Consider the following 23,159-nt stretch of genomic DNA (forward strand, 5'->3'; position numbering starts at 1 on the left):
ATATTGTGGTGATTTTTTAACAAAACCTAAAACCAACTGAAATAACATCAACAGGAATTATACTCAGTACTTATTCCTCTTTAAAAGAAAAAATTATGAAAAGGATTATATTTTTATGCTTACTGCTAACCACATGTAAGATGATGTATGGGCAGGACAAAGTAACCGTAACAGGTAAAGTAACCGATGCTCAAAATCTGCCAATGCCAGGAGCAACTGTTACAGAAAAAGGAACTAAGAATGCTACCCTAACATCAATGGACGGGGAGTATCAAATTAAGGTAAAACCAAATGCCACGCTTGTGTTTTCTTTTATTGGTACCAAGACGAAAGAAGAACAAGTTAAAAACAGAACGCAAATCAATACCAAACTGATTGATGACACCAACAATCTTGACGAGGTAGTTGTTGTTGGTTACGGAACTAAAACCAGAAAAGATCTTACTGGAGCTATTTCTTCTGTAAAAGGTCAGGAATTGGCCAAAGTTCCTGTACAGAACGTAGCACAGGCATTGCAAGGTCGAATTGCTGGTATGCAGGTAACTATGTCTGACGGAACTCCAGGATCTGAACCTTCGTTAAAAATTAGAGGTGGAACTTCTATTACTCAAAGCAACGAACCTTTGTATGTTGTTGACGGAGTAGCACAAACGGGCGGATTAGGATTTTTAGATCCAATGGACATCGAATCTATCGATGTTTTAAAAGATGCCGCGTCGACTTCTATTTATGGTGCACAAGGTGCAAACGGAGTTGTATTGGTAACAACCAAAAAAGCTAAAGGCGGAAAACTTACGATAAGCTACGATACTTATGGCGGTATAAAAACGATTGCCAAAGAACTTAAAGTAATGAATCCGTATGATTATACCAAGTTAATATACGAATCTGCTACAGATGATGCCAGAATGCAAAAGTTTGTAGGCGCTTATGGAACGTATGATGAATTAGAAGGTTTATACAAAAACAGAAAAGGAATTAACTGGCAAGATGAAGTTTTTGGAAATGCTGTTGTAAATCAGTACCATAAAATTAGCATTAGCGGAGGTGAAAATGACACTAAATACAATGCTTTTTATTCTGTAAATGATGATGAAGGAATTATGCTTGGAACGGGTTCTGTAAAGAACATCGTGAAATTGAACGTAATCAATAACATCAGCAAAAAATTCTCTGTAAATGCAATTGTAAACTATTCGAATCAAAAAATTACTGGACTTTCTACTTCTGATGGCGGAAATGCGAGATTGAGCATGCTGCAGAATTTATTGCAATACAGACCAACTATCGGGAAAAATGGATCTGACGAAGATCTAAAAACTTTAGTAGTTGATCCGTTAGACAATCAAGATTCACCAACATTCCAAAGTCCGCTTATTACAATTGACAGCCAGAAAAGAGAAGCCATCAACAGATCGATTAACATGAGCTTACAACTGCAATATAATATTACACCAAACTTAATTTACCGCGGATTGGTAAGTTATACAGACAACAGTAATAAAAGCAAGTTTTTTAACGACTCGAGAGGTATTCAGGCTATTAGAGCTGGTGGTGCAAATGGAGGTGTAACGCATAATATTGGAACTCGTTTAAACTATAACAACGTTTTAACGTACAGCAATACTTTCAACAAAAACCATAAATTTGACGCTACTCTTGGACAAGAATACATTTACAATTATACAGAAGGCGTTACTGCAACTGCATCTGCTTTTCCTAATGTAAACTTAAGCTGGGATAAATTACAGCTTGGAACCATTGCCGGAATTCCGACAACTTTTGCAGAAGATGACAAATTGCTTTCATTCTTCGGAAAAGCCAATTATGCCTTCAAAAACAAGTATTTATTCGCGGCTAGTTTAAGAGCAGATGGATCTTCAAAATTTGGAACCGAAAACCAATGGGGCTACTTCCCTTCTGCATCAGTTGCTTGGAGAGTTGTTGAAGAGAATTTCATGGAGAAACTTCCAGTGTTTTCAGATCTTAAACTTCGTTTAAGCTATGGTGAAGCAGGAAACAATAGAATTGCTAATTATGCTGCTTTAGGAATTTTTAATTCTGGTTCTTATCCGTTAAACAACCAGACTAATATTACCGCTTTTCAAAACAACCTTCCTAATCCGTTCTTAAAATGGGAAGCTACAAAATCGACTAATATTGGTCTTGATTTAGGATTTTTTAAACAAAGAATCTCGTTAACGACTGAATTGTATGAGAATAAATCAAAAGATCTGCTTTACAACACTCGTGTACCGGCTAGTTCTGGTTTCAAAAAGCAGTTTCAAAATATTGGAGCAACTTCTAATCGCGGTTTAGAATTTACACTGAATACAATAAATGTTAAAAACGATAATTTTATCTGGAACACTACTTTTAATATTGCTTTCAATAAAACAAAAGTGTTAGCTTTAAGCGAAGGCGAAACTTCATTAATAACAAACAGTTATACAGATAAAAACGATTATATTCTGAAAGTTGGTCAGCCAGTTGGAACCATGTACGGTTATGTAAATGATGGTTTGTATCAAGTTAGCGATTTTGATTACAATGCAACCACAAAAGTTTATACTTTAAAATCGGGCGTTCCAAGCGATAATATTGTTGTACAGCCTGGATTTATCAAATTTAAAGACATAAGCGGTCCTGACGGAAAACCTGATGGCGTAATAAACGATTTGGATAGAACGATTATTGGAAATGCAAATCCGAAATATACTGGTGGTCTAAACAATACTTTCAGCTACAAAGGAATTGATTTGAGTGTTTTCCTTGATTTTACAGTGGGCAATGATATTTACAATGCCAACGTTTTAAACAATTCAAGGCTTAACCTAGACAACTTAAACACTTTTGCAATCTACGCTGATCGATGGACTACGATTAATAATGCTGGACAACGCGTTACCGATCCAGATGAATTGACAGCCTTAAACGTGGGCAAAAAGTATCCAGCTTTTAATGGTAATACTACTGGACGTTTGTATAGCGATATTATCGAAGATGGTTCTTTCTTAAGAATTAACAACATCAGCTTAGGTTATACATTGCCAAAAGACTGGCTTAAGAAATCTAAAATCTCAAACCTAAGAATCTATTTTACGGCGTATAACTTATATGTATTTACTAAATATTCTGGTTATGATCCTGAGGTAAATGTTCTTAACAATGCCATTACCAGAGGAGTAGATTTTAGTGCTTATCCTAGAAGTAAATCCTTTGTTACAGGATTAAATATTTCATTATAATTTAAAGTTTAAAAAGATGAAACACAATATATTTTCACGCAAAGCAATGGTTATAGCAGGTGTAGCCTGTCTCCTATTGCCTCTTAATTCCTGTGACAAAGATTTAGACGTTACTCCATACTCTTACTTTACCACAGCCAACTTTTTTTCTGATGTAAACGAAGCCAACATGGCAACGCTAGGAGTTTACGAATCAATGTCGTCAATGGACAGTTACGGATGGAACATTTCACTAATTTTTGACGCTGATACCGATATTGAACAAATGTCGGGAATTGGTGCCGATGACTGGCGAACAATTGCACATTATCAAGGTATTTCGCAAACCAATACTTTTTATCTGGCTTGGAGTAAATTGTACGAAGGAATTGACAGAGCAAATGTGGTGATCGAAAGGATTCCGCAAATGGAATTGTATACTAACGGAACAGAAACTCAAAAACAGCAATTAAACCGTTTTCTTGGCGAAGCTAAATTCCTTCGCGGATTTTACTATTCAGAATTGGTGCGTTTATGGGGAGATGTGCCATTTAAAACAAAAAGTTCACAATCGGGAGATAAACTTAGCGGTGCTTTAGTAGATCGTCAGGAAATATACAATCAGATTATAAAAGACATGCAAGAAGCTGCTTTGCTTCTGCCAGACCAGATGCCAACAGACGAACGCATCAATAAATGGGGCGCAAAATCTATGCTTGCCAGAGTGGCTTTATTTGCTGGAGGATATTCTTTAGGTGCAGACGGCGTTATAAAACGTCCCGCAAACTATAAAGACTATTATAAAATTGCACAAACAGAAATCAATGATGTAATGGCACAAAATCCATACAAATTGAACCCATCTTATGCTAAAGTATTTAAAAACCAATGTCAGCATGTTTTAGAACCAACCGAAAATATTTTTCAAGTTGCCTTCTATAATCCATCAGGAAATATTGGAAATGCTTCATGGGTTGGCAATTTTAATGGTCCTACAACTGCAAGCGGCGTATATCCGTCAAATATTGCTAGATGTTTAGTTCCGAAACCTTTTTACAACAGTTATAACGCCGCAGATCAAAGAAGAGATTTCTCAATTGCCACTTATCAAATTAATAATTTGGGGAATAAAATTCCGCTTTTGACTACCAATCAGGACGAAAGATGGACCGTTTCAAAATGGAACAGAGAATTTATGACTAATGCAACCGCAGAAAGAGTTTACACGCACATTAATTGGGTAATTATGCGTTATTCTGACTTGCTATTAATGCGTGCAGAAGTGGAAAATGAATTAAACGAAGGTCCAAATGCACTTGCTTACGAAGCTATAAACCAAGTTCGAAAAAGAGCTTTTGGCGCTGACATTCAAGGAAGCCGAATTGCAATTGACTTAAAAACAAAAGGAACTGGCTATACCAATGCTGCAAATGTGGTTATTCAAATTACTGGAGGCGGCGGTACAGATGCTGCAGCAGCAGTCGTTAACCTTGCCAGCGGAGGTGTAAACACTATCGGAATGCTTCGTTCTGGAGACGGTTATACTTCTGTGCCAACGGTAACTATAACTAGCACAGACGGAAAAGGTTCTGGAGCAACAGCAACAGCGAGATTATTGCCTAAACCAACAACTGCCGAAATAAACTTGCCAAGCGGACTTGATAAAGTGGCATTCTTTAAAGCTTTACAGCAAGAAAGAGCGTGGGAGCTTTCTTTTGAAGGAATGCGCAGAGCCGACTTAATCAGATGGGGAATTCTAGCAGATAAACTGGCAGAAACAAGTGCAGCAGTAAAACAAATACGTGCTACGTACTTCTACCCTTCCATCACCAATTTTGTTACTGGAAAACACGAATTATATCCTTTTCCACAAAATGAGACTGATGTAAATAAAAGTATCACACGTCAAAATCCCAAATACTAAGTGCTTACTATTTTAGAAACCATTCATGTTTAATGTTAGTGCAGAACTTCGGTTCTGCATTAACTGTTATTAAAGAAAGCTGATTTTAGACGAAAAAGCGTTGTTTTTAGCTAAATCTAATAGCATTTTGAACAAATTCAAAACTATAAATAAACAAGGATTGGTATTTTCGTTTTTAGATTTAAAGCATTAAAATAAAAGAATCCACTAGTAAAATAGAGATGAAATTTCAAAAAAACATATTCGTTCTGTGCCTCTTAGGAATTTTAAATATTCCATTACTAAATCATGCACAAAATGCTGATCGTCCGAACATTTTAATCATTATGACCGATCAGCAAACTGCTGATGCGATGAGCAACGCAGGAAGCTCAAACCTGCATACGCCTGCGATGGATAAACTGGCTCAAAATGGAGTTCGTTTTACTAAAGCCTATTGCGCACAGCCCTTGTGTTCGCCATCACGTTCTGCCATTATGAGCGGTAAAATGCCTTATGAGACCGGCTTTATTGGCAATGCTCCAGAAAAAGACGGACAATGGCCCGATGATTTATTAATGATGGGAAAAATTTTCCAAAACGGAGGATATAAAACAGGTTATGTTGGAAAATGGCATCTTCCCGTTCCTACTTCCAAAAAAAGTCAGCATGGTTTTGAATATATAGAAAACACCAATTTTCAGGATTATAACGATGCAGCGACACCTTCTTTCTGTGCACGATTTATTAAAGAAAATAAAAATACGCCTTTTTTACTTGTAGCCTCTTTTTTAAATCCGCATGACATTTGCGAATGGGCACGCGGAGAAGATCTTAAAATGGATGTTCTAGAAAATGCTCCATCTCCAGATCAATGTCCGCCACTTCCCGCCAATTGGAAAATTCCAGAATACGAACCCAAAATAGTACGCGAACAGCAAAAAGTAAGTTTTAGAACTTATCCATCAGTAAACTGGACACCAGATCAATGGCGTCAATATCGTTGGGCGTACAATAGACTGATTGAAAAAGTAGATAGTTATATCGAAATGGTTTTGGCTTCACTCAAAAAATACGGAATCGAAAAAAATACAATCATTGTCTTTACTGCCGATCATGGCGACGGTTACGCAGGACACAGCTGGAATCAGAAACAGATTTTATATGAAGAGTCGGCTAAAATTCCGTTTATTATTTCAAAAATTGGAGAATGGAAACCAAGTACAGACGAAATGTTGGTTTGCAATGGAACAGACATTATTCCAACCATTTGCGGTTTTACAGGAGTTTCAAAACCTTCTGATTTAAAAGGAATTGATTTAAGTAAAAAAATAGCAAATCCAGCTCTAAAACTTCGCGATACTTTGGTTATAGAAACCGATTTTGCCGATAACGAAGAACTTTTAGGAATTAGCGGACGTGCCGTAATTACTCAAAATTACAAATACATTGTTTACAACAAAGGTGATTTAAAAGAACAGCTTTTTAATCTAACCACAGATCCAGGAGAAATTACAAATCTAGCCGTAAACAAAACGTATAAAAAAGAATTGCTCAACATGCGCCGGTATTTAAAAGAATGGTGCAAAAAGAACGGCGATTCGTTTCAATCTGGATTATAAATCATTCAACACCAAACAAATGATCAATAAAAAAACATATACAGTTGCGTTACTTTTGGCAGCCTTCTCTGTTTTCAGTCAGAAACAGCAGGCTGTCATAAAGTTAACCACCGAAAAACTGCACTCCAGAGTACGCGAATGGCCGTATCCTGTAGACGGTGTAACGGTTCCAACAAACGCTCCCGCTCTTCTCTGGCCTGGAACTAACGGCAAAGAAATGGTGAAACCAATGGAAAGCGGCAGTGAAGTTAAAGAAGATCCAAATATTGGCAACGTACGATATAAAGTGATGCTTGCCAGCGATAAAAACTTTACCAAAAATGTAATTGCCAGCGCAGAACAGCGTTGGGCCGTTTATCCTCTGCATCAAGCGTTAAAAACTGGAAAATGGTATTGGAAATACGCTTATGCCTTAAAAAACAGCAATCAATGGACATGGTCTCCAACTTACGATTTTGTAATTGATGCCAAATATGCAAACGAAAAAGTTTCTCCGCCAGTAACCGAAGTTTTAAAACGAAATGAAGGAGCACATCCGGTTTTGTGGGATATGCGTACTATTGGCGACGACTTTTATCGCAATAACTTGAATAATCCCGAGGCAAAAAAGTTTATCGCTTTCGCGGAAAAATTAATGCTGGCGCCTCTTCCAACTGAGAAACCACAACGCGTCATTGATACAACGGGCAAAAATCCTTTAGAAAAAAAGATCATTATCGAACGAATGTATCATGGCTTTGGAGATGCTGTCGGAACTCCTGTTCGCAATTTATGCATTGCCTATCAGCTTACTAAAGATGAGCGTTTTATCTTAGATGCGAAACGCAGAGCGATAAACATTGCCAACATGAATCCTGACGGACTAGCAACAGGCGATGACTTTACAGGCGGTGCCGTACTCGAAGCTTTAGGATGGTTTTATGATGCAGGTTATGAATTCTTATCTCCGCAAGAAAAAGAACTTTTTAAAAACATTATTAAACTGAGAGCCAAAAGAGTTTACGATCATTTACCTAATCGTTTTGAATTGCACGTTAGCGACAATCACGTTTGGCAGATTACCATGCGAAACCTTGCTATTGCAACAGTTGCGGTTATAAATGATGTGCCTGAAGCAAAAGAATGGCTTACGTATTTATATGAAGTCTGGTCGGCGCGTTTCCCGGTTTTAGGCACAACAGATGGCGGCTGGCATGAAGGAAACGGCTATTTTAGAGTTAACTTTAAGTCGATTATTTATCTCTCTCAAATGTTTGGCGATTTTAGCGGAGTCGATTATTTCAAACTGCCTTGGATGCAGAATCTGCCTTACTATATGCTTTATACACATCCTAATAAATCGGCAAGCACTGCGATTGGCGATATGTGGGAGAATATTCCCTACATTACAAAAGGTGAAGCTTGGTTTGCAGATGCGCTTACTTATAAAATTGCCAATCCGTATTTAAATTGGTATGTTGATGGAATAAAAAGAGAATATCCATCGTATTATCATGGTACAGACGATTATCTTCTTTTCCGACTTTTAAATTATAAACCAAATCGAAATTTGCCTGCTTCCTCGCCTTCTGTTTTACCAAAAACACGCAAATTTGGAGATGTCGGTGTTGTCGCGATGCACGAAGATTTAGCTAATGCCGATAAAACGCTAAGCAGTTATTTATTGAGCAGTCCGTTTGGTTCTTCTGGACATGGACACGCTTTGCAAAATGCTTTTACTATCAATTATAAAGGAAAAGTAATTTTTGGAGGAACGGGTTATTACAGCAATTTCAGCGATAAACACAATCTTTTAGATTATAGATCAACAAAAGCTTATAATACCATTTTAGCAGACAGTTTAAATCAGAAAATTGGTGAAGAAGGTTACGGATGGATTCCGAGAGCGATCTCAGGAAAGCGCATTCAGTATGCTTTAGGAGATGCCAGCAATGCGTATGGCGAAATTAAAAGTGAATTTTGGCTGAATAGATTTGAACAAATCAAAGTAGTTCCGAGCAAAGAAAATGGTTACGGAGAATCTGGCGTAACATTGTACAGAAGACATATGCTGCAATTAGAAGGCGGATATATTGTTTTATATGATGAATTGGAAGCTAAAACTCCAGTAAAATGGACAACTCAGTTTCATTGTCCTTATTACACAATTGAAGGTCAGAATTCCGAAAACTCAAATCAGCAGCAATTTGCAGTTAAAACCGATTTAGGAAATGTTACGGCCAATGTTTATGCTGAAAGTCCGTTAAAAATGGCGGTACACAATCAGTTTTTCGAAGCTGCTGTAAACTGGAATAAAGTGACCAATGATGAAGGACAAATTAAAGATTTTAAAGATCAATGGCACGCGGGAATCACTTCTCAGCCAAAACAAAAATTTAGATTCTTAACCATCATCCAAATTAGAGATGGCATAACAGAAGCCATTAAAACACTATCCAACAAAGATGGATTTACAGCTTTACAAGTTGGAGACTGGAATATAAAAGCGCAATTAAACGGAGAAAAACCTGCGGCATTGCAAGTTTCAGGAAACGCAGTCAAATCAATGTTTAGTTACGGAAATCTGCCAATTCAATTTGAAGGAAAAAAATACATGCCAAACATCGATGGAAGTTCTTTATTGCTTGAAATTGATCATGCTAAAGTAGTCCGACAAGAAGCTATAGATGAATTGCCAGATGTGGCTAAATATGACAAAAATTAAGAATAAAAGTGTTTTCTTTTTGTTTAAATTTAAACATTCAGTAAAAACAAATAACAAATTATAATTCAAACCTTTATGAAGAAAACGATTGTCTTTTTTACGTTTTTCTACATAACTCTTTTCAGTGCTAAAAGTTATGCCCAAGTGCAAGACCGCTATTTCCGAACCATTTCGGTCGATAAAGGCTTGTCGCAAAGTTCTGTTTTTGCCATTCAGCAGGATACTTTGGGTTTTATCTGGATTGGAACACAAGACGGATTAAATCGTTATGATAGTAAAGGTTTTAAAGTCTATCGCCCAATAAAAGACGTTAAAACCAGTCTGCAATCGTATTACATTCGAAGTTTGTTTACCGATCATAAAGGACAATTATGGGTTGGCGGCAATCAAGGCATTAGTGTTTACAATTACAATACGGATAGTTTTATCAATTATCCGCTTCCGCGAAATATTGGCGAATGGTACATTTCGGCCATTACAGAAGACAATCAGCATAGAATTTGGGCTTCCTCTATTGCTGGAGATGTTTTTGTGCTTTCTCCAAATGAAAAGAATTTTGTTCCGATAAAGTTTAATGCTTCTTCGCATGAAATCAAAAAAATAGCATACATCGGCATTTGGCAAAAACAGATTTTATTGGGAACAGATGTGGGGCTTTTCCAACTGAATTCACAATCTCATCAGCTTTCAAAAATAAATCTAACTTCAAAAAAACCTTATATCAATGATGTTTTTATTGAAGGAAAAAAATTATGGATCGCTACAGAAGGCGAAGGTGTAATTGAATACAATGCAGAGAATAGAACTCTCATTTCGCTTCTTCATAATACCGGAAACAATAGTATTGCCGATAATAACATTAGATGCATTAACAAAGATACCGAAGGAAATTTATGGTTTGGAACGTTTAAAGGTTTGAGTATTTATAACCTTAAAAACAAATCATTTAGCAATTATTCGCACCAAATTTCACAGCCTTATACAATCAGCCAGAATTCGGTACGCTGTATTTTTAGAGATAAACAAAACGGAATCTGGTTGGGAACCTATTATGGAGGTTTGAACTATTATCATAAAAACGATATTAAGTTTAATCTTTTAAGTCAAAACTCAGGAAAGCCATCTTTAAACGATGAAGTTATTGGCGTTATCAAACAAGACGTTAAAGGCAATTTCTGGATTGGAAGCAACGATAAAGGGCTGAATTACTGGAACAAAAACACCAATACCATCAGTTATTATTCTAATAGCGAAAACAGTCCAAACAGTTTAAGTTCGAACAATATTAAAGCCATTGAATTTGACAATAACGGAAATGTCTTAGTGGGAACACATAACGGCGGATTGAATGTTTTGAATCCGAATACTGGTTTGGTGCAGCGCTTTCGCCACGACGAAAACAATCCGAACAGTATTGCTGGAGATTTAGTTTATAGTTTACTGAAAGATTCTAAAGACAGAATTTGGGTCGGAACACGATCTGGATTGGATCAGTTTCATCCCGAAACCAAAACATTTACGCATATTCATTTGGATAAAGCAGGAAAAAGACCCGCTTCTGACGATATTACTTTTCTTTTTGAAGACAGCAAAAAAAGAATTTGGATTGGCACCACCAACGGCGTAACGCTTTTTTATCCAGAAACGCAATTATTTGGCACTATTGGCCACGGAAAATTAAGCGATGATATTGTAAACTGCATTACAGAAGATCCAAAACACCGAATCTGGATTGGAACGCGAGAGGGCTTGCGATTGTACGATGAAACGCAGGAATCATTTATTAGTTTTAAAGCAAGAAAAGATTTCTTCAAAGAAACGATTTACGGTATAATCCCAGACGATGATAACTTATGGATTTCTACCAACACGGGATTAATTAAGTTTAATCCAGACAAAGGTTCTGTACAGACTTTTGACGAAAGTGATGGTTTACAGAACAAGCAATTTAACGATTATGCTTTCTGCAAGGCTAAGGACGGAATGCTGCTTTTTGGCGGTATAAAAGGAATTTCATACTTCTACCCGTCTATGGTAAAACAAGGTCCGCTTCCTTTAAAATTGAGTTTTACAGCTTTAGAAGTTCTCAATAAAACCGTTGCTGTTGGCGACGAAACTGATATTTTGGAACAGCATATTGATCAGGTTAAAGAATTGGAAATTGGACCAGAATACAAACAGTTCAGTATCTTTTTTAATACGTTCAATTACATTTCTTCCAACAGAACATATTATTTCTATAAGCTGGAAGGTGTTGATAAAGACTGGCAAAGAACAGACCAATTGAAGGTAAGCTACAGCAATTTATCTGCAGGAAAATATAATTTTCAGATAAAAGCTGTTGGTCCAAATGGCGAAATGAGCGCTGTTAGAAGTTTGCAAATTGTAATACTTCCGCCTTGGTACAAAACGATATGGTTTTCTTTGTTGTTGCTTGCTATTATTGGTACAGCAGTTTATATCGGTTTTAAGATCATTAAGGAAAGAATTCAAGCCGAGCAGCAGTTAAAACTGGAAAGAATTGAGAAGGAAAGAGTGAGTTATATCAACCAAATCAAAATGGATTTCTTTACTAATGTATCACATGAACTCAGAACCCCTTTAACGTTGATTCTAGCGCCTTTAGAAGAATTATTAAAAATGCCTTTTGCAGATAAAATCACCAAAAAGAAACATGAATTAATGTTCATTAATGCCAAACGGCTTTACAATTTGGTCGATCAGCTGTTTGAGTTTAGAAAAACAGAAATGGGAACGCGTCCGTTAAAAGTGGGTAAAAGTGACATTGTTCGTTTTACACAGGAAATTTTCGAGTCGTTTAAACCGCTTTCAGAAAAAAACAACATTCATTATACTTTTCATTCAGCCGAAACACAGCTTGTATTTCTTTTTGATAAAGATGCGATGGAGAAAATTTTGTTCAATCTCTTGTCTAATGCTTTTAAATATACCAAAGAAGGACAAAGTATTCATGTTGAATTATTGAAGAAAAACGATACGGTACAAATAAAAGTCGCTGACACGGGAGTCGGAATTAGTGCGGAGAATTTATCTAAAGTCTTTGATCGTTTTTATCAAGTAAACAACCGCGAAATGAATTTGGGCTCTGGTGTTGGTTTGGCTTTTACAAAACGTTTGGTCGAATTGCATCATGGCGAAATTAGTGCCGAAAGTGCCGAAGAGCAAGGAAGTACTTTTACAGTTGCCATTCCGATCTTGGATCAGGTTTATAAAAACGATCAGCAGATAGAAGAATCATTATACGATTTGTCTATTGTTACCGATAATGAATTGGATAATGAAAATGAAATAGAAGAAGAAAATGAAGTAATAGACAGCAATCAGCCAGTGAAATTACTAATTGTAGACGACAACAAAGAAATACTAGACTATCTGCAGGATTATTTTAGCAAAACCTACAATGTAACGGTTGCGTACAATGGTCAGATGGCATTAGATTTATTAGAAATTAATCCTTTTGATTTAATTATCAGCGATGTAATGATGCCTGAACTGGATGGTTTGCATTTTTGTAAACGTGTAAAACAGAACATTAATACGTCGCACATTCCGCTGATGCTCTTAACGGCACGAAATGAAACCAGCCAACAAATAAAAGGCCTTGAAATGGGAGCTGATGATTATATTACAAAACCATTTTCGACGCCACTATTGGCTGCAAAAATCACTAATCTATTGCGTTCTCGTAAACGATTAAAGGAATACTATTCAGTTGGAAAAGAAATGGTTCCAGAGAATATCGCATTCAATACTTTAGATGAAGAATTTTTAAAAGAAGCCATTAGAATTGTCGAAGATCATTTGGCAGATTCTGAATTTACTGTAGATCATTTCAGCCGTGAAATCGGAATGAGCCGTTCGAATCTTTATATCAAATTAAAAGCAATCACGGGCGAATCGGCAATGGATTTTATTAAACGAATCCGTTTTAAAAAAGCTGTAGAATTAATGCAGAGCAAGCGATATACAATTGCTCAAATAACCTATATGTGCGGTTTTAATTCGCCATCTTATTTCTCAACCGCTTTTAAACAGCATTACGGTTGTATGCCGAGTGAATATTTAGCCCGATTAGAAAATACAAAAGAATAAAAATGCAAAAAAATAAATTTGATACAGAGATAGAACCAATATATAAAGAAAAAGCTTTCTTTAGAAATAAATGGATTTTTTGGTTTAGTATATGCGCTATAATCATTTCTATTATTGCTTCCATCATATCATTCAATAAGTCTGGAGCTTTCAAATATATAATTTGGGGAACAATTCAATTTTTATTTTTTGTTATAGTAGTATCAAAACATGCTAAAACAATAAAGGCTTTAAAAATACTTTCGACTATTACATTACTATATCTGACAAGTTTATATCTATTTGATGCTTTAACTTTAGAAAATAAAAAGCTTGTATTTCAGCAAAAAGATTTAAAAATCGTATTGATATTAATAATAGTATATTTTGGAGGAGACCAATATATCGAAGTGAGAAAAATACAGACCAATAAAAATCCACACCACAAGAATGGAGATTAACGTGGTTAATAGAAAGATGAGATGTAAGAATTGAATTTTTTTATCAAAAATTCTTATCAATTCACATTGAACTAAGTAGATAAACATACACACTCGCATAACATTATTGAGTTAGATATGAACTAAGACAAGGTACTTTAGAATACTAAAAATCATTTACAAATTTCAATTTTGAAAATTATAAAACCGCCCAAATGAAGCTGTCATTTTGGAGCGAGAAGCCGAAACTATGCCTTAACGGAACCAACTATTAAATAAAATTTAAAACATAAAACATCAACTATTATAATGCTTACTAATTAATACAATTACAATGAAAATCATTAAAACCCTCTTTTTTCTCGCTTTTACTTTACCCTTTACTTCTTTCGGGCAAACAATGGCAAGTATTACTATTCAAAATAATTTGACTGTAGATCAAACGGAAACTGTCGTTTCTGTAAAATGGAAAGAGATACTTTCCTTCTATCCGCAAATCGATACTGCAAACTTTATTGTAATTAATACCAGCACAAAAAAGCAAATTCCGTTTCAATTGGAACATAAAGGTTCTGCTGCTGTTCAAAATTTATTACTGCAAGTAAATATTAAAGCGAAATCAGTGTTAAACCTTTCTATTCAAAAAGGAAAACCGGAAACTTTTGCAGCAAAAACATATGCTCGCTACGTTCCTGAAAGGTTGGATGATTTTGCTTGGGAAAATGATAAAATCGCTTTTCGCGCTTACGGGAAAGCTCTGGAAAAAACAGAAGGCGATGCTTACGGTTTTGATGTTTGGGTAAAAAATACTTCTAAACTGGTTCTAAATGAACGTTATAAACGTAATGATTATCATATCGATCATGGTGACGGACTTGATTACTATCATGTTGGCTATACTTTGGGCGCAGGAAACATGGCTCCTTTTGTAAAAGATACTATCCGCTATTCTGGAAATTATCACCAATGGAAAATATTGGATAATGGTCCGCTTCGCACGACTTTTCAACTGATTTATGACAGCTGGAATGCTGGCGGAATTAAAGTGAAGGCTACAAAAACCATTTCTATAGATGCTGGTTCACAGCTTAATAAAATTGAAAACAACTATACTTTCGACGATAAAAACCCTTTGCCTGTTGTGGTTGGGATTATAAGACGTGATAAGCAAGGCATAATTGGCTTAAATGAACAACAGGGAATTATGAGTTATTGGGAACCCACTTTTGAAAAAGAAGGAACTACAGCTGTCGGTGCAATATTGAGCACTCCTGCCCAAAAAATGTGGGTAGATAAAGAACAGCTGCTAGCCCTAACTTCGGTAAGAAATAACGAACCTATTGTTTATTATTCTGGGGCTGCTTGGGACAAAGCGGGGCAAATAACCAATTCTAAACAATGGCAGGATTACTTAGATCGTTTCAATCAGAAACTTCAAAATCCTTTGATTGTAAATGTAAAAGAAGCATCACTAACAAAAAAATAATTAAGAATACTATTAACCAAAAAACAAAAAAAATGTCAATTAACTTATTTGATTTAACAGGGAAAACAGCGCTAATTACAGGAGGAGTTCACGGATTAGGAATGGCAATGGCCAAAGGTCTTGGACATGCAGGTGCAAAAATTGTAGTAAATGATCATTCTTCGCAAGAAGCTGTAGACAGCGCAATTGCAGAATACAAAGCAGAAGGAATTGAGGCGTATGGCTATTTATTTGATGTTACCGACGAAAATGCAGTAATAACAGCGATCAGCAAAATTGAAGCTGAAGTTGGGCCTATCAATATTTTGATCAATAATGCCGGAATTATTAAAAGAACTCCGATTATCGAAATGGAAGTTGCCGATTTTGAAGCGGTTATAAAAGTAGATTTAACGGGTCCTTTTATTGTTTCTAAAAATGTAGTTAAAGGAATGATTAACCGTGGTGGCGGAAAAATCATTAATATGTGTTCTATGATGAGCGAACTGGGAAGAGATTCTGTAAGTGCGTACGCATCGGCAAAAGGAGGTTTGAAAATGCTAACCAAAAACATGGCGACAGAATGGGCTAAATTCAACATTCAAACTAATGGAATTGGTCCTGGTTATTTTGCTACAAGTCAGACCGCGCCAATTCGTGTAAACGGCCATCCATTTAACGAGTTTATCATGGGAAGAACTCCTGCAGGACGTTGGGGAGATCCTGAAGATTTGCAAGGAGCGGCAATATTTTTAAGCTCAAAAGCCAGTGATTTTGTAAACGGACACGTGGTTTACGTTGATGGCGGAATTCTAGCTACAATTGGAAAACCTTCAAACGAATAATAATTTCTACAGCTGGTGCATTGGTTTATTGAAAATCGATGTACCAGTTTTATTTTATCGCTTAAAATTCAATTGACTAATCAGAAATAAAAAATACCTTTTCTAAAAATGGTCTTCCTAAATCGGTAAACATTTGATTTTATAAAAATCAAACTTTTTACATTCTTCTTAATTGTAGCTGGTTACAACTTCAAAAACATCCATAAAATCAAAATATGCGATGCCGTAAATATTCTTAAAAGCGCTCAGATAGTGTTTTTTTTTTGATATAAACCCAAGGAGATTAAAAATTCCATTGGAGCCTCCATATCTATAAAACATCATCTATCAAATTTGATAAAAGTGAATATTTAAACAAATTCAAAACATTTATATCCGAATTTGAAATATCATTTTCATTCCCGCATTTAACTTAGTCATCCGAAACCACAAAATCTCTTTGGCTATTAAATGCGACCCAAAGAAAAGCTTATTTACTAACTCAACCAAAACCAATTAATTATGAAAAAAAGTTTACTTGTTTTACTTTGTGTATTTTCTTTATTAGAAAGTAAGGCACAAAATTCCAATTGGGAATATAACTTTGGCATTACCGCCTCGATGCCATACGCATCTACTGCTTATAGTTCAACTTATTTGCCTTCACCAACGGCTGGCGGAGGTACTGCTAGTGTAAGAGCTTCGTCTACTACTGAAGGTTTTGTTGAACTCACTTCTTCTAATTTGGCAGGAGGTTCGGGAGCCGAACTTAAAATGAATGGTGGTACAACCGTATCGGGTGCAAAATTTGGCTTGGGGCCTTTTACAGCTACAGCCATTGCAGCATTTGAATGCAAGATCAACATTACATCAGGAACTAATGGCAGATTCTTAATCTATTTTGGCAATGGTAGCAATTTTACCAACGGTAGCGGAATAAGTTTACCGCAAACATTTGCTGCTTTAAGACTGTCTCCTACTCCCACCGCTGTAAGCCTCGATTGGCTTTCGTCTACGACAAGTCCAAACTATACAACAGCAGGACTTTCGCAGGTTACAATAAATAAAAGTCAGGTTTATGTTCTAAAATTTTTTATGAACAACAGTAATGCTGAAACTTCCTATACAAGCGGAAGTGCGTCTAACTTAACTACTCATACCCTTGCCGCAGGAACTTTTGACATCTGGATCGACAATATCAAAGTACTTACTAATGCAGATCCTGGAACTGGTTTTCTTCCGCAAGGCACTAATATTAACAGTATGAATCTGCTGAATGTGGGAGCAGGATCATCAGCACCTGTAATGTATATGGATGGTATTGTTTATTCTAACTCTTTAATTGCAACACCACCCACACCACATGCAACAATTACTGGTACCCTTGTTACTGTTGACTATGAAAGTGGTACAGCAAACTCTGGAATTTCAAACTTAACTACAACACATGCCACCGCTAGTGATGCGGAATACTTGGTAAGTCCTGGCCGTACTGGCAATTATGCTATAGCTCACCGTGTGACCATTGGAGATTCGGGATATTTTTCTGATAACCATTGGCGAAGCGAGGCAGCCACAGCTCAAATGCCTACAGACGGGAAATATTATCCGGGAGATGAACGCCGTTTTGAAGTGAGTCTATTGCTGAAAGATTGGGAATCTTATACTCCAGGAATGGCTCAAAATGGTGATATTATTTTTCAAGGCAAACAAAGTGGAGGAGAAAATCCTGCATGGTACTTAAGCGCAAAACGCAATAGCATTACCTTCCGTATACCTAACGACAATATTGAACCCTCTATCATAGACGATTTTCGTCCTTACATCAATCAATGGATTGATTTTAGGATTGATGCAAAAATGACAACTGATAATACAGGTTACTATAAGGTTTATTATAGGTTACCTGGACAAAATGATTATACATTGGCATGGCAAGTGAGCAATTTTAAAACTTTCAATCAGGATGTTCCTGAAGCTAATCCTTCTGGATATTTGAAATGGGGTTTGTATCGTCCCGGACAGTCTATTACATCTGATCCTCCTAATGTTATGACACGTATTATTTATCATGATGACATCAAAATTTTTGAGCTGAATAATACTAGTGCACCTGTACAAATCTGGGGAAACACTTTCACTGGAAATAATGTTGAATTTATTGCGCCTATTACGGCAGGAAACACCACAAATCCTAATATAATCAGTGACGGAAGTACGGCACCAAATTTTTATTATGGCACTAGCGGCGGCCTCAATACAGCAGGCGTAATTAGTGGTCGTGTTTTACTAAATGGCTGGACTAGCAAAACAAATACTTCAGATCCAGCTACTTCATTTAATCCAGATCAGTATTTTGAGTTCAAACTTCAACCTAAAAATGGCTACAAAATAGATTTTTCCAATCTTCAATTTACGGCTAGAAAAGGAAACGCTTCTGATCCAAGCACATACGTTATAAGATCCAGCATAGACGGTTTTACAAGTGATATCACGGCACCTCAAACCTTCACTGGAACTGCTGCAACTTTGCTTACTTATGACTTAAGCCCTCTGACCAATATCAAAACCCCGATTACATTGCGTTTATATTGGTACGGATCAAACAGAATCTCTGGAACTTCTTTAGTGGGTATTGATGACTTTTCATTCAACGGTCAAGTTAAACCAGTACTTTATCTGCCTGAAATGTCAAATATTATCACTAACACTAATACGGGTTTGCCTACCTATACAGCACAAGCCAATGAATTTGACATCACCGCATTAAACAACTGCAGTAATGTTGCTTACAGCTATTTGCTTACCGGAGCAACCTCTGCTACTGGTAATACTACATTAGCCAATAAAGTTTTTAATAAAGGAATTACAACTGTTACGTGGACAGCAACCGATGGATGCAATAATAGTTCGACTTCTTTCCCTATTACAATTAATGATACAGAAAAGCCTGTTTTTGCAATACCTGCTCCCATAACGCTCTCAAATGACGAAAATCAGTGTGGAGCAGCATTTATATTAACTCAACCAATAGTTACTGATAATTGCGCTGTAGCAAGCATTATCAATAATGCACCGACAGTATTTCCTGATGGTACAACAACTGTAATATGGACAGCTACCGATGAAAATGGCAATACCGCGACAACTTCCCAAACAGTAACGGTTACTGATGCACAAATACCAACTGTAAACTCAGTTGCTTCTGTTGTTCTTTGTTATGAATCAAGCGGAAATTACAATATCCCTTTAGCAACTGCTACCGATAATTGTGCAATTGATACCGTTACTTATACGATTACAGGTGCAACTACAAGAAACGGAAATGGATTAGATGCAAGTGGAAATTTTAACGTAGGAACATCCGTTATAACATGGACCGTTACTGATAACGCAGGAAATAACAGTACCAATACCTCAACAGTAATCATCAATAATCCGATTGCGGCTCTCATTCCAGATGTATATGCTGTAAATCCGGGAGGAGACGCTAATACTATTTACTTAGGATATGGCACTTCTTCTTTAACATTGAATGCAATGCCTACAAATGGAACAGCACCTTTTACTTATTTGTGGAGTAACGGAGCTATAACAGATGCTATTTCTATTAATCCGTCAACACCGGGAGTTCACGATTACAGCGTAACTATTACTGATGCGAAAGGCTGCTATATTACCATAACAAAACAAATAAAAGTAATCGATATTAGCTGTGGTGCAAAAAAAGTACTAATATGCCATACGAACAATAAAAGTCTTTGCATTTCTGCCAACGCTGTGTCTGCACATTTAGCACATGGCTGTCATCTAGGCTCATGCGAGGCTACTTTATCTTTAAAAAATACTGCAACAAAAATTTCAGAATATCAAATAGATGATTTTATAGTTAATGCATCGCCAAATCCAACAAAAACTGAATTTCAGATAAACATCATCGGAGGTGATGAAACACAAGCTATTTATATTAATGTGTTCGATATATTGGGAAGAAAAATAGATACTGTCAAATCAAATTACACGTCGGCTATAATATTAAAAAATAACTTTAGTGCAGGAATATATCTTGCCGAAATATGCAATGGAACAAATACAAAAACCATTAAGCTTATAAAACAATAATGTAATTCTTATTTGCAAAAATTCATCTCATAAAAAAACTGCCCGGAAATAGTGTTTAGCTATCAGGGGCAGTTCCTATTTATTAACTTATTGCTTCTACTGTATTAAGCCTTTAAGTCGAATCTATCTAGATTCATTACTTTAGTCCATACTGCAATAAAATCTTTCACAAATTTTTCATGTGCATCAGAAGCTGCATATACTTCTGCAATTGCTCTTAATTCTGAATTTGAACCAAAAACAAGATCGGCACGTGTTCCAATCCATTTAGGCTGTCCGGTGCTTCTATCGTTTCCTGCATAAAGTTCCTGATCATTAGAAACCGATTGCCATTGCGTGTTCATATCTAGCAGATTTACAAAGAAATCATTTGTCAAGCGACCTGGTCGAGTGGTAAAAACACCGTTTTTACTTCCGTCAGCGTTAATATCCAAAACGCGAAGTCCTCCTAAAAGCACTGTTAATTCTGGTGCTGTAAGATTCAATAAATTTGCTTTATCTATAAGAAGCTCTTCTGTTAGAACAGATGATTTTGTTTTTCTATAATTTCTAAAACCGTCCGCTTTCGGTTCAAGATAGCCAAAAGATTCAACGTCTGTTTGCTCAGCAGAGGCATCCATGCGCCCTGGAGAAAAAGGAACAGAGACTGAAGCTCCAGCATCTTTAGCCGCTTTTTCAACAGCTGCAGAACCAGCCAAAACAATTAAATCGGCTAATGAAACTTTTTTATTACCATTTACGTCATTAAATTCTTTTTGAATACTTTCTAATTTATCTAAAACCACTTTTAATGCAGCAGGATTATTTACTTCCCAGTCTTTTTGTGGTGCAAGTCTTATGCGTCCACCGTTTGCACCGCCTCGCTTATCTGATCCTCTAAACGTAGATGCAGAAGCCCAAGCTGTTGAAACTAACTGAGAAATACTTAAACCTGAATTTAATATTTTCTCTTTCAGCTGAGCTACATCTTGATCATCAATTAATGTATGATTTACTTCTGGAATAGGATCTTGCCATAGCAATTCTTCTGCAGGCACTTCAGATCCAAGATAAAGAGTTTTTGGCCCCATATCACGATGTGTCAGTTTGAACCATGCGCGAGCGAAAGCATCTGCAAATTCATCAGGATTTTCAAAAAATCGGCGTGAGATTTTCTCGTAAGCTGGGTCTAGTCTTAACGATAAATCGGTTGTAAGCATTGTTGGCAAGTGCTTTTTATTAGGATCAAAAGCATCTGGAATAATTGCTTCAGCATTTTTTGCCACCCATTGATGCGCACCTGCTGGACTTTTAGATAGCTCCCATTCAAAACCAAATAAGTTTTCAAAGAAGTTGTTGCTCCATTGTGTTGGCGTTTTTGTCCAAGTCACTTCAAGTCCGCTCGTAATTGCATCTGGACCTTTTCCTGAACTATAACTGTTTTTCCATCCTAGACCTTGCAATTCTAAGCCAGCCGCTTCTGGTTCTTTACCTACGTGATCAGATGAAGCAGCTCCATGAGTTTTACCAAAAGTATGTCCACCAGCAATTAACGCTACCGTTTCCTCATCATTCATTGCCATACGTCCAAAAGTATCACGTATATCTTTGGCTGCTGCGATTGGATCAGGATTTCCATCTGGCCCTTCTGGGTTTACATATATAAGTCCCATCTGCACTGCGGCAAGTGGTTTTTCAAGATTTCTGCTATGAATATTTCCATCTGCATCATCATCTGATGAAACAACACCATGATCTTTTGGAACTCCCTCTGAACCATCTTTATAACGTTCATCGCCACCAAGCCAAGTAGTTTCAGATCCCCAGTACACAGATTCGTCTGCTTCCCATACATCTGCACGTCCTCCTGCAAAACCAAATGTTTTAAAGCCCATTGACTCCAAAGCAACATTTCCAGTTAAGATTAGCAAATCGGCCCATGAAATTTTTTGTCCGTACTTTTGTTTTATTGGCCAAAGCAGTCTTCTTGCTTTATCAAGACTCACATTATCAGGCCAGCTATTAAGAGGTGCAAATCGCTGTTGTCCAGCACCAGCTCCTCCTCTACCGTCATGCACTCTGTAGGTTCCAGCGCTATGCCAAGCCATTCTAATAAAAAGTCCGCCATAGTGACCAAAATCGGCAGGCCACCAATCTTGTGAATCAGTCATAAGAGCATGTAAATCTTTCTTTACAGCTTCAAGATCTAGACTTTTAAACGCTTCTGCGTAATTAAAATCCGTATCCAGCGGATTTGACAATACTGAATTTTGTCTCAGGATATTTACCTTTAACTGTTTAGGCCACCAGTCACGATTCTTCGTTCCTGAAGCTGCTTGCTTGTCCATGCTCCCGTTATGAAAAGGGCATTTGCTGATGTCATTTGATTGATTATCCATAGTTGAAAAATTTTATTTTTTACTAAATTACAAACTAATGAAAGAGAAAATTAGGGCTGTGGATTGTAAATACTACTTCCAAAATAGACAAAATCTATTTATCAACATTTTTCATATTTAAAATCCTTATAACTCACATAGTACGCAAAAAAAGATATTTCTTGAAAAAACATTTTTTTCTGCTATGAGATATTGACTACATAAATTTAATAAAAAGAATCTTTTCATTTATAAAAAATTATAGCCCAGTCACTTGCTGTAAATATTATACACCAATGGAACATTTTTGAAGAAAAGAGAGTTGTATCAATCTTTAAAAATATACAAAAAATATAGCTCGGATTTTTGTGTACGTAAAAACGTACTTTATTGCTCCTGCCTA

At 36.4% G+C, this 23,159-nt stretch carries 10 protein-coding genes; 9 read left to right on the forward strand and 1 reads right to left on the reverse strand.

Going from position 1 to position 23,159, the window contains the following annotated elements; all coding sequences use genetic code 11:
- Positions 1-95 precede the first annotated feature (95 nt).
- The 9 genes from AC5ZCW_RS01675 to AC5ZCW_RS01715 all read left to right on the forward strand — a co-directional run bounded on the left by AC5ZCW_RS01675 (position 96) and on the right by AC5ZCW_RS01715 (position 20,399).
- Positions 96-3,248 (forward strand): SusC/RagA family TonB-linked outer membrane protein, encoded by a 3,153-nt coding sequence (locus AC5ZCW_RS01675; RefSeq protein WP_496117504.1) that lies wholly within the window; start codon positions 96-98, stop codon positions 3,246-3,248.
- Between the two features lie 16 nt (positions 3,249-3,264).
- On the forward strand, positions 3,265-5,151 hold the full coding sequence (locus AC5ZCW_RS01680) for a RagB/SusD family nutrient uptake outer membrane protein (protein ID WP_496117506.1): 1,887 nt from the start codon (positions 3,265-3,267) through the stop codon (positions 5,149-5,151).
- A gap of 221 nt (positions 5,152-5,372) precedes the next feature.
- Positions 5,373-6,752, forward strand: coding sequence for a sulfatase family protein (locus AC5ZCW_RS01685; RefSeq protein WP_496117508.1), 1,380 nt, complete (start codon positions 5,373-5,375; stop codon positions 6,750-6,752).
- A gap of 19 nt (positions 6,753-6,771) precedes the next feature.
- Positions 6,772-9,456, forward strand: a complete 2,685-nt coding sequence (locus AC5ZCW_RS01690) for a DUF4962 domain-containing protein (protein ID WP_496117510.1) — start codon at positions 6,772-6,774, stop codon at positions 9,454-9,456.
- A gap of 75 nt (positions 9,457-9,531) precedes the next feature.
- Positions 9,532-13,569, forward strand: a complete 4,038-nt coding sequence (locus AC5ZCW_RS01695) for a hybrid sensor histidine kinase/response regulator transcription factor (RefSeq protein WP_496117512.1) — start codon at positions 9,532-9,534, stop codon at positions 13,567-13,569.
- Between the two features lie 2 nt (positions 13,570-13,571).
- On the forward strand, positions 13,572-14,009 hold the full coding sequence (locus tag AC5ZCW_RS01700; protein ID WP_496117514.1) for a hypothetical protein: 438 nt from the start codon (positions 13,572-13,574) through the stop codon (positions 14,007-14,009).
- A gap of 313 nt (positions 14,010-14,322) precedes the next feature.
- Positions 14,323-15,474: a BT3233 family polysaccharide utilization protein gene (locus AC5ZCW_RS01705; RefSeq protein WP_496117516.1), complete on the forward strand. Its 1,152-nt coding sequence runs from the start codon at positions 14,323-14,325 to the stop codon at positions 15,472-15,474.
- Positions 15,475-15,506: 32 nt separating this feature from the next.
- Complete coding sequence (locus AC5ZCW_RS01710) at positions 15,507-16,298, forward strand: gluconate 5-dehydrogenase (RefSeq protein ID WP_496117518.1); 792 nt, start codon at positions 15,507-15,509, stop codon at positions 16,296-16,298.
- A gap of 501 nt (positions 16,299-16,799) precedes the next feature.
- Positions 16,800-20,399, forward strand: coding sequence for a heparin lyase I family protein (locus AC5ZCW_RS01715; protein ID WP_496117520.1), 3,600 nt, complete (start codon positions 16,800-16,802; stop codon positions 20,397-20,399).
- 104 nt (positions 20,400-20,503) lie between these two features.
- Here AC5ZCW_RS01715 and katG read toward each other — a convergent pair whose 3' ends face one another.
- Positions 20,504-22,777 (reverse strand): catalase/peroxidase HPI, encoded by a 2,274-nt coding sequence (gene katG / locus AC5ZCW_RS01720; RefSeq protein WP_496117521.1) that lies wholly within the window; start codon positions 22,775-22,777, stop codon positions 20,504-20,506.
- Positions 22,778-23,159: the final 382 nt, after the last annotated feature.

This window comes from Flavobacterium sp. PLA-DH12 (assembly GCF_059511845.1).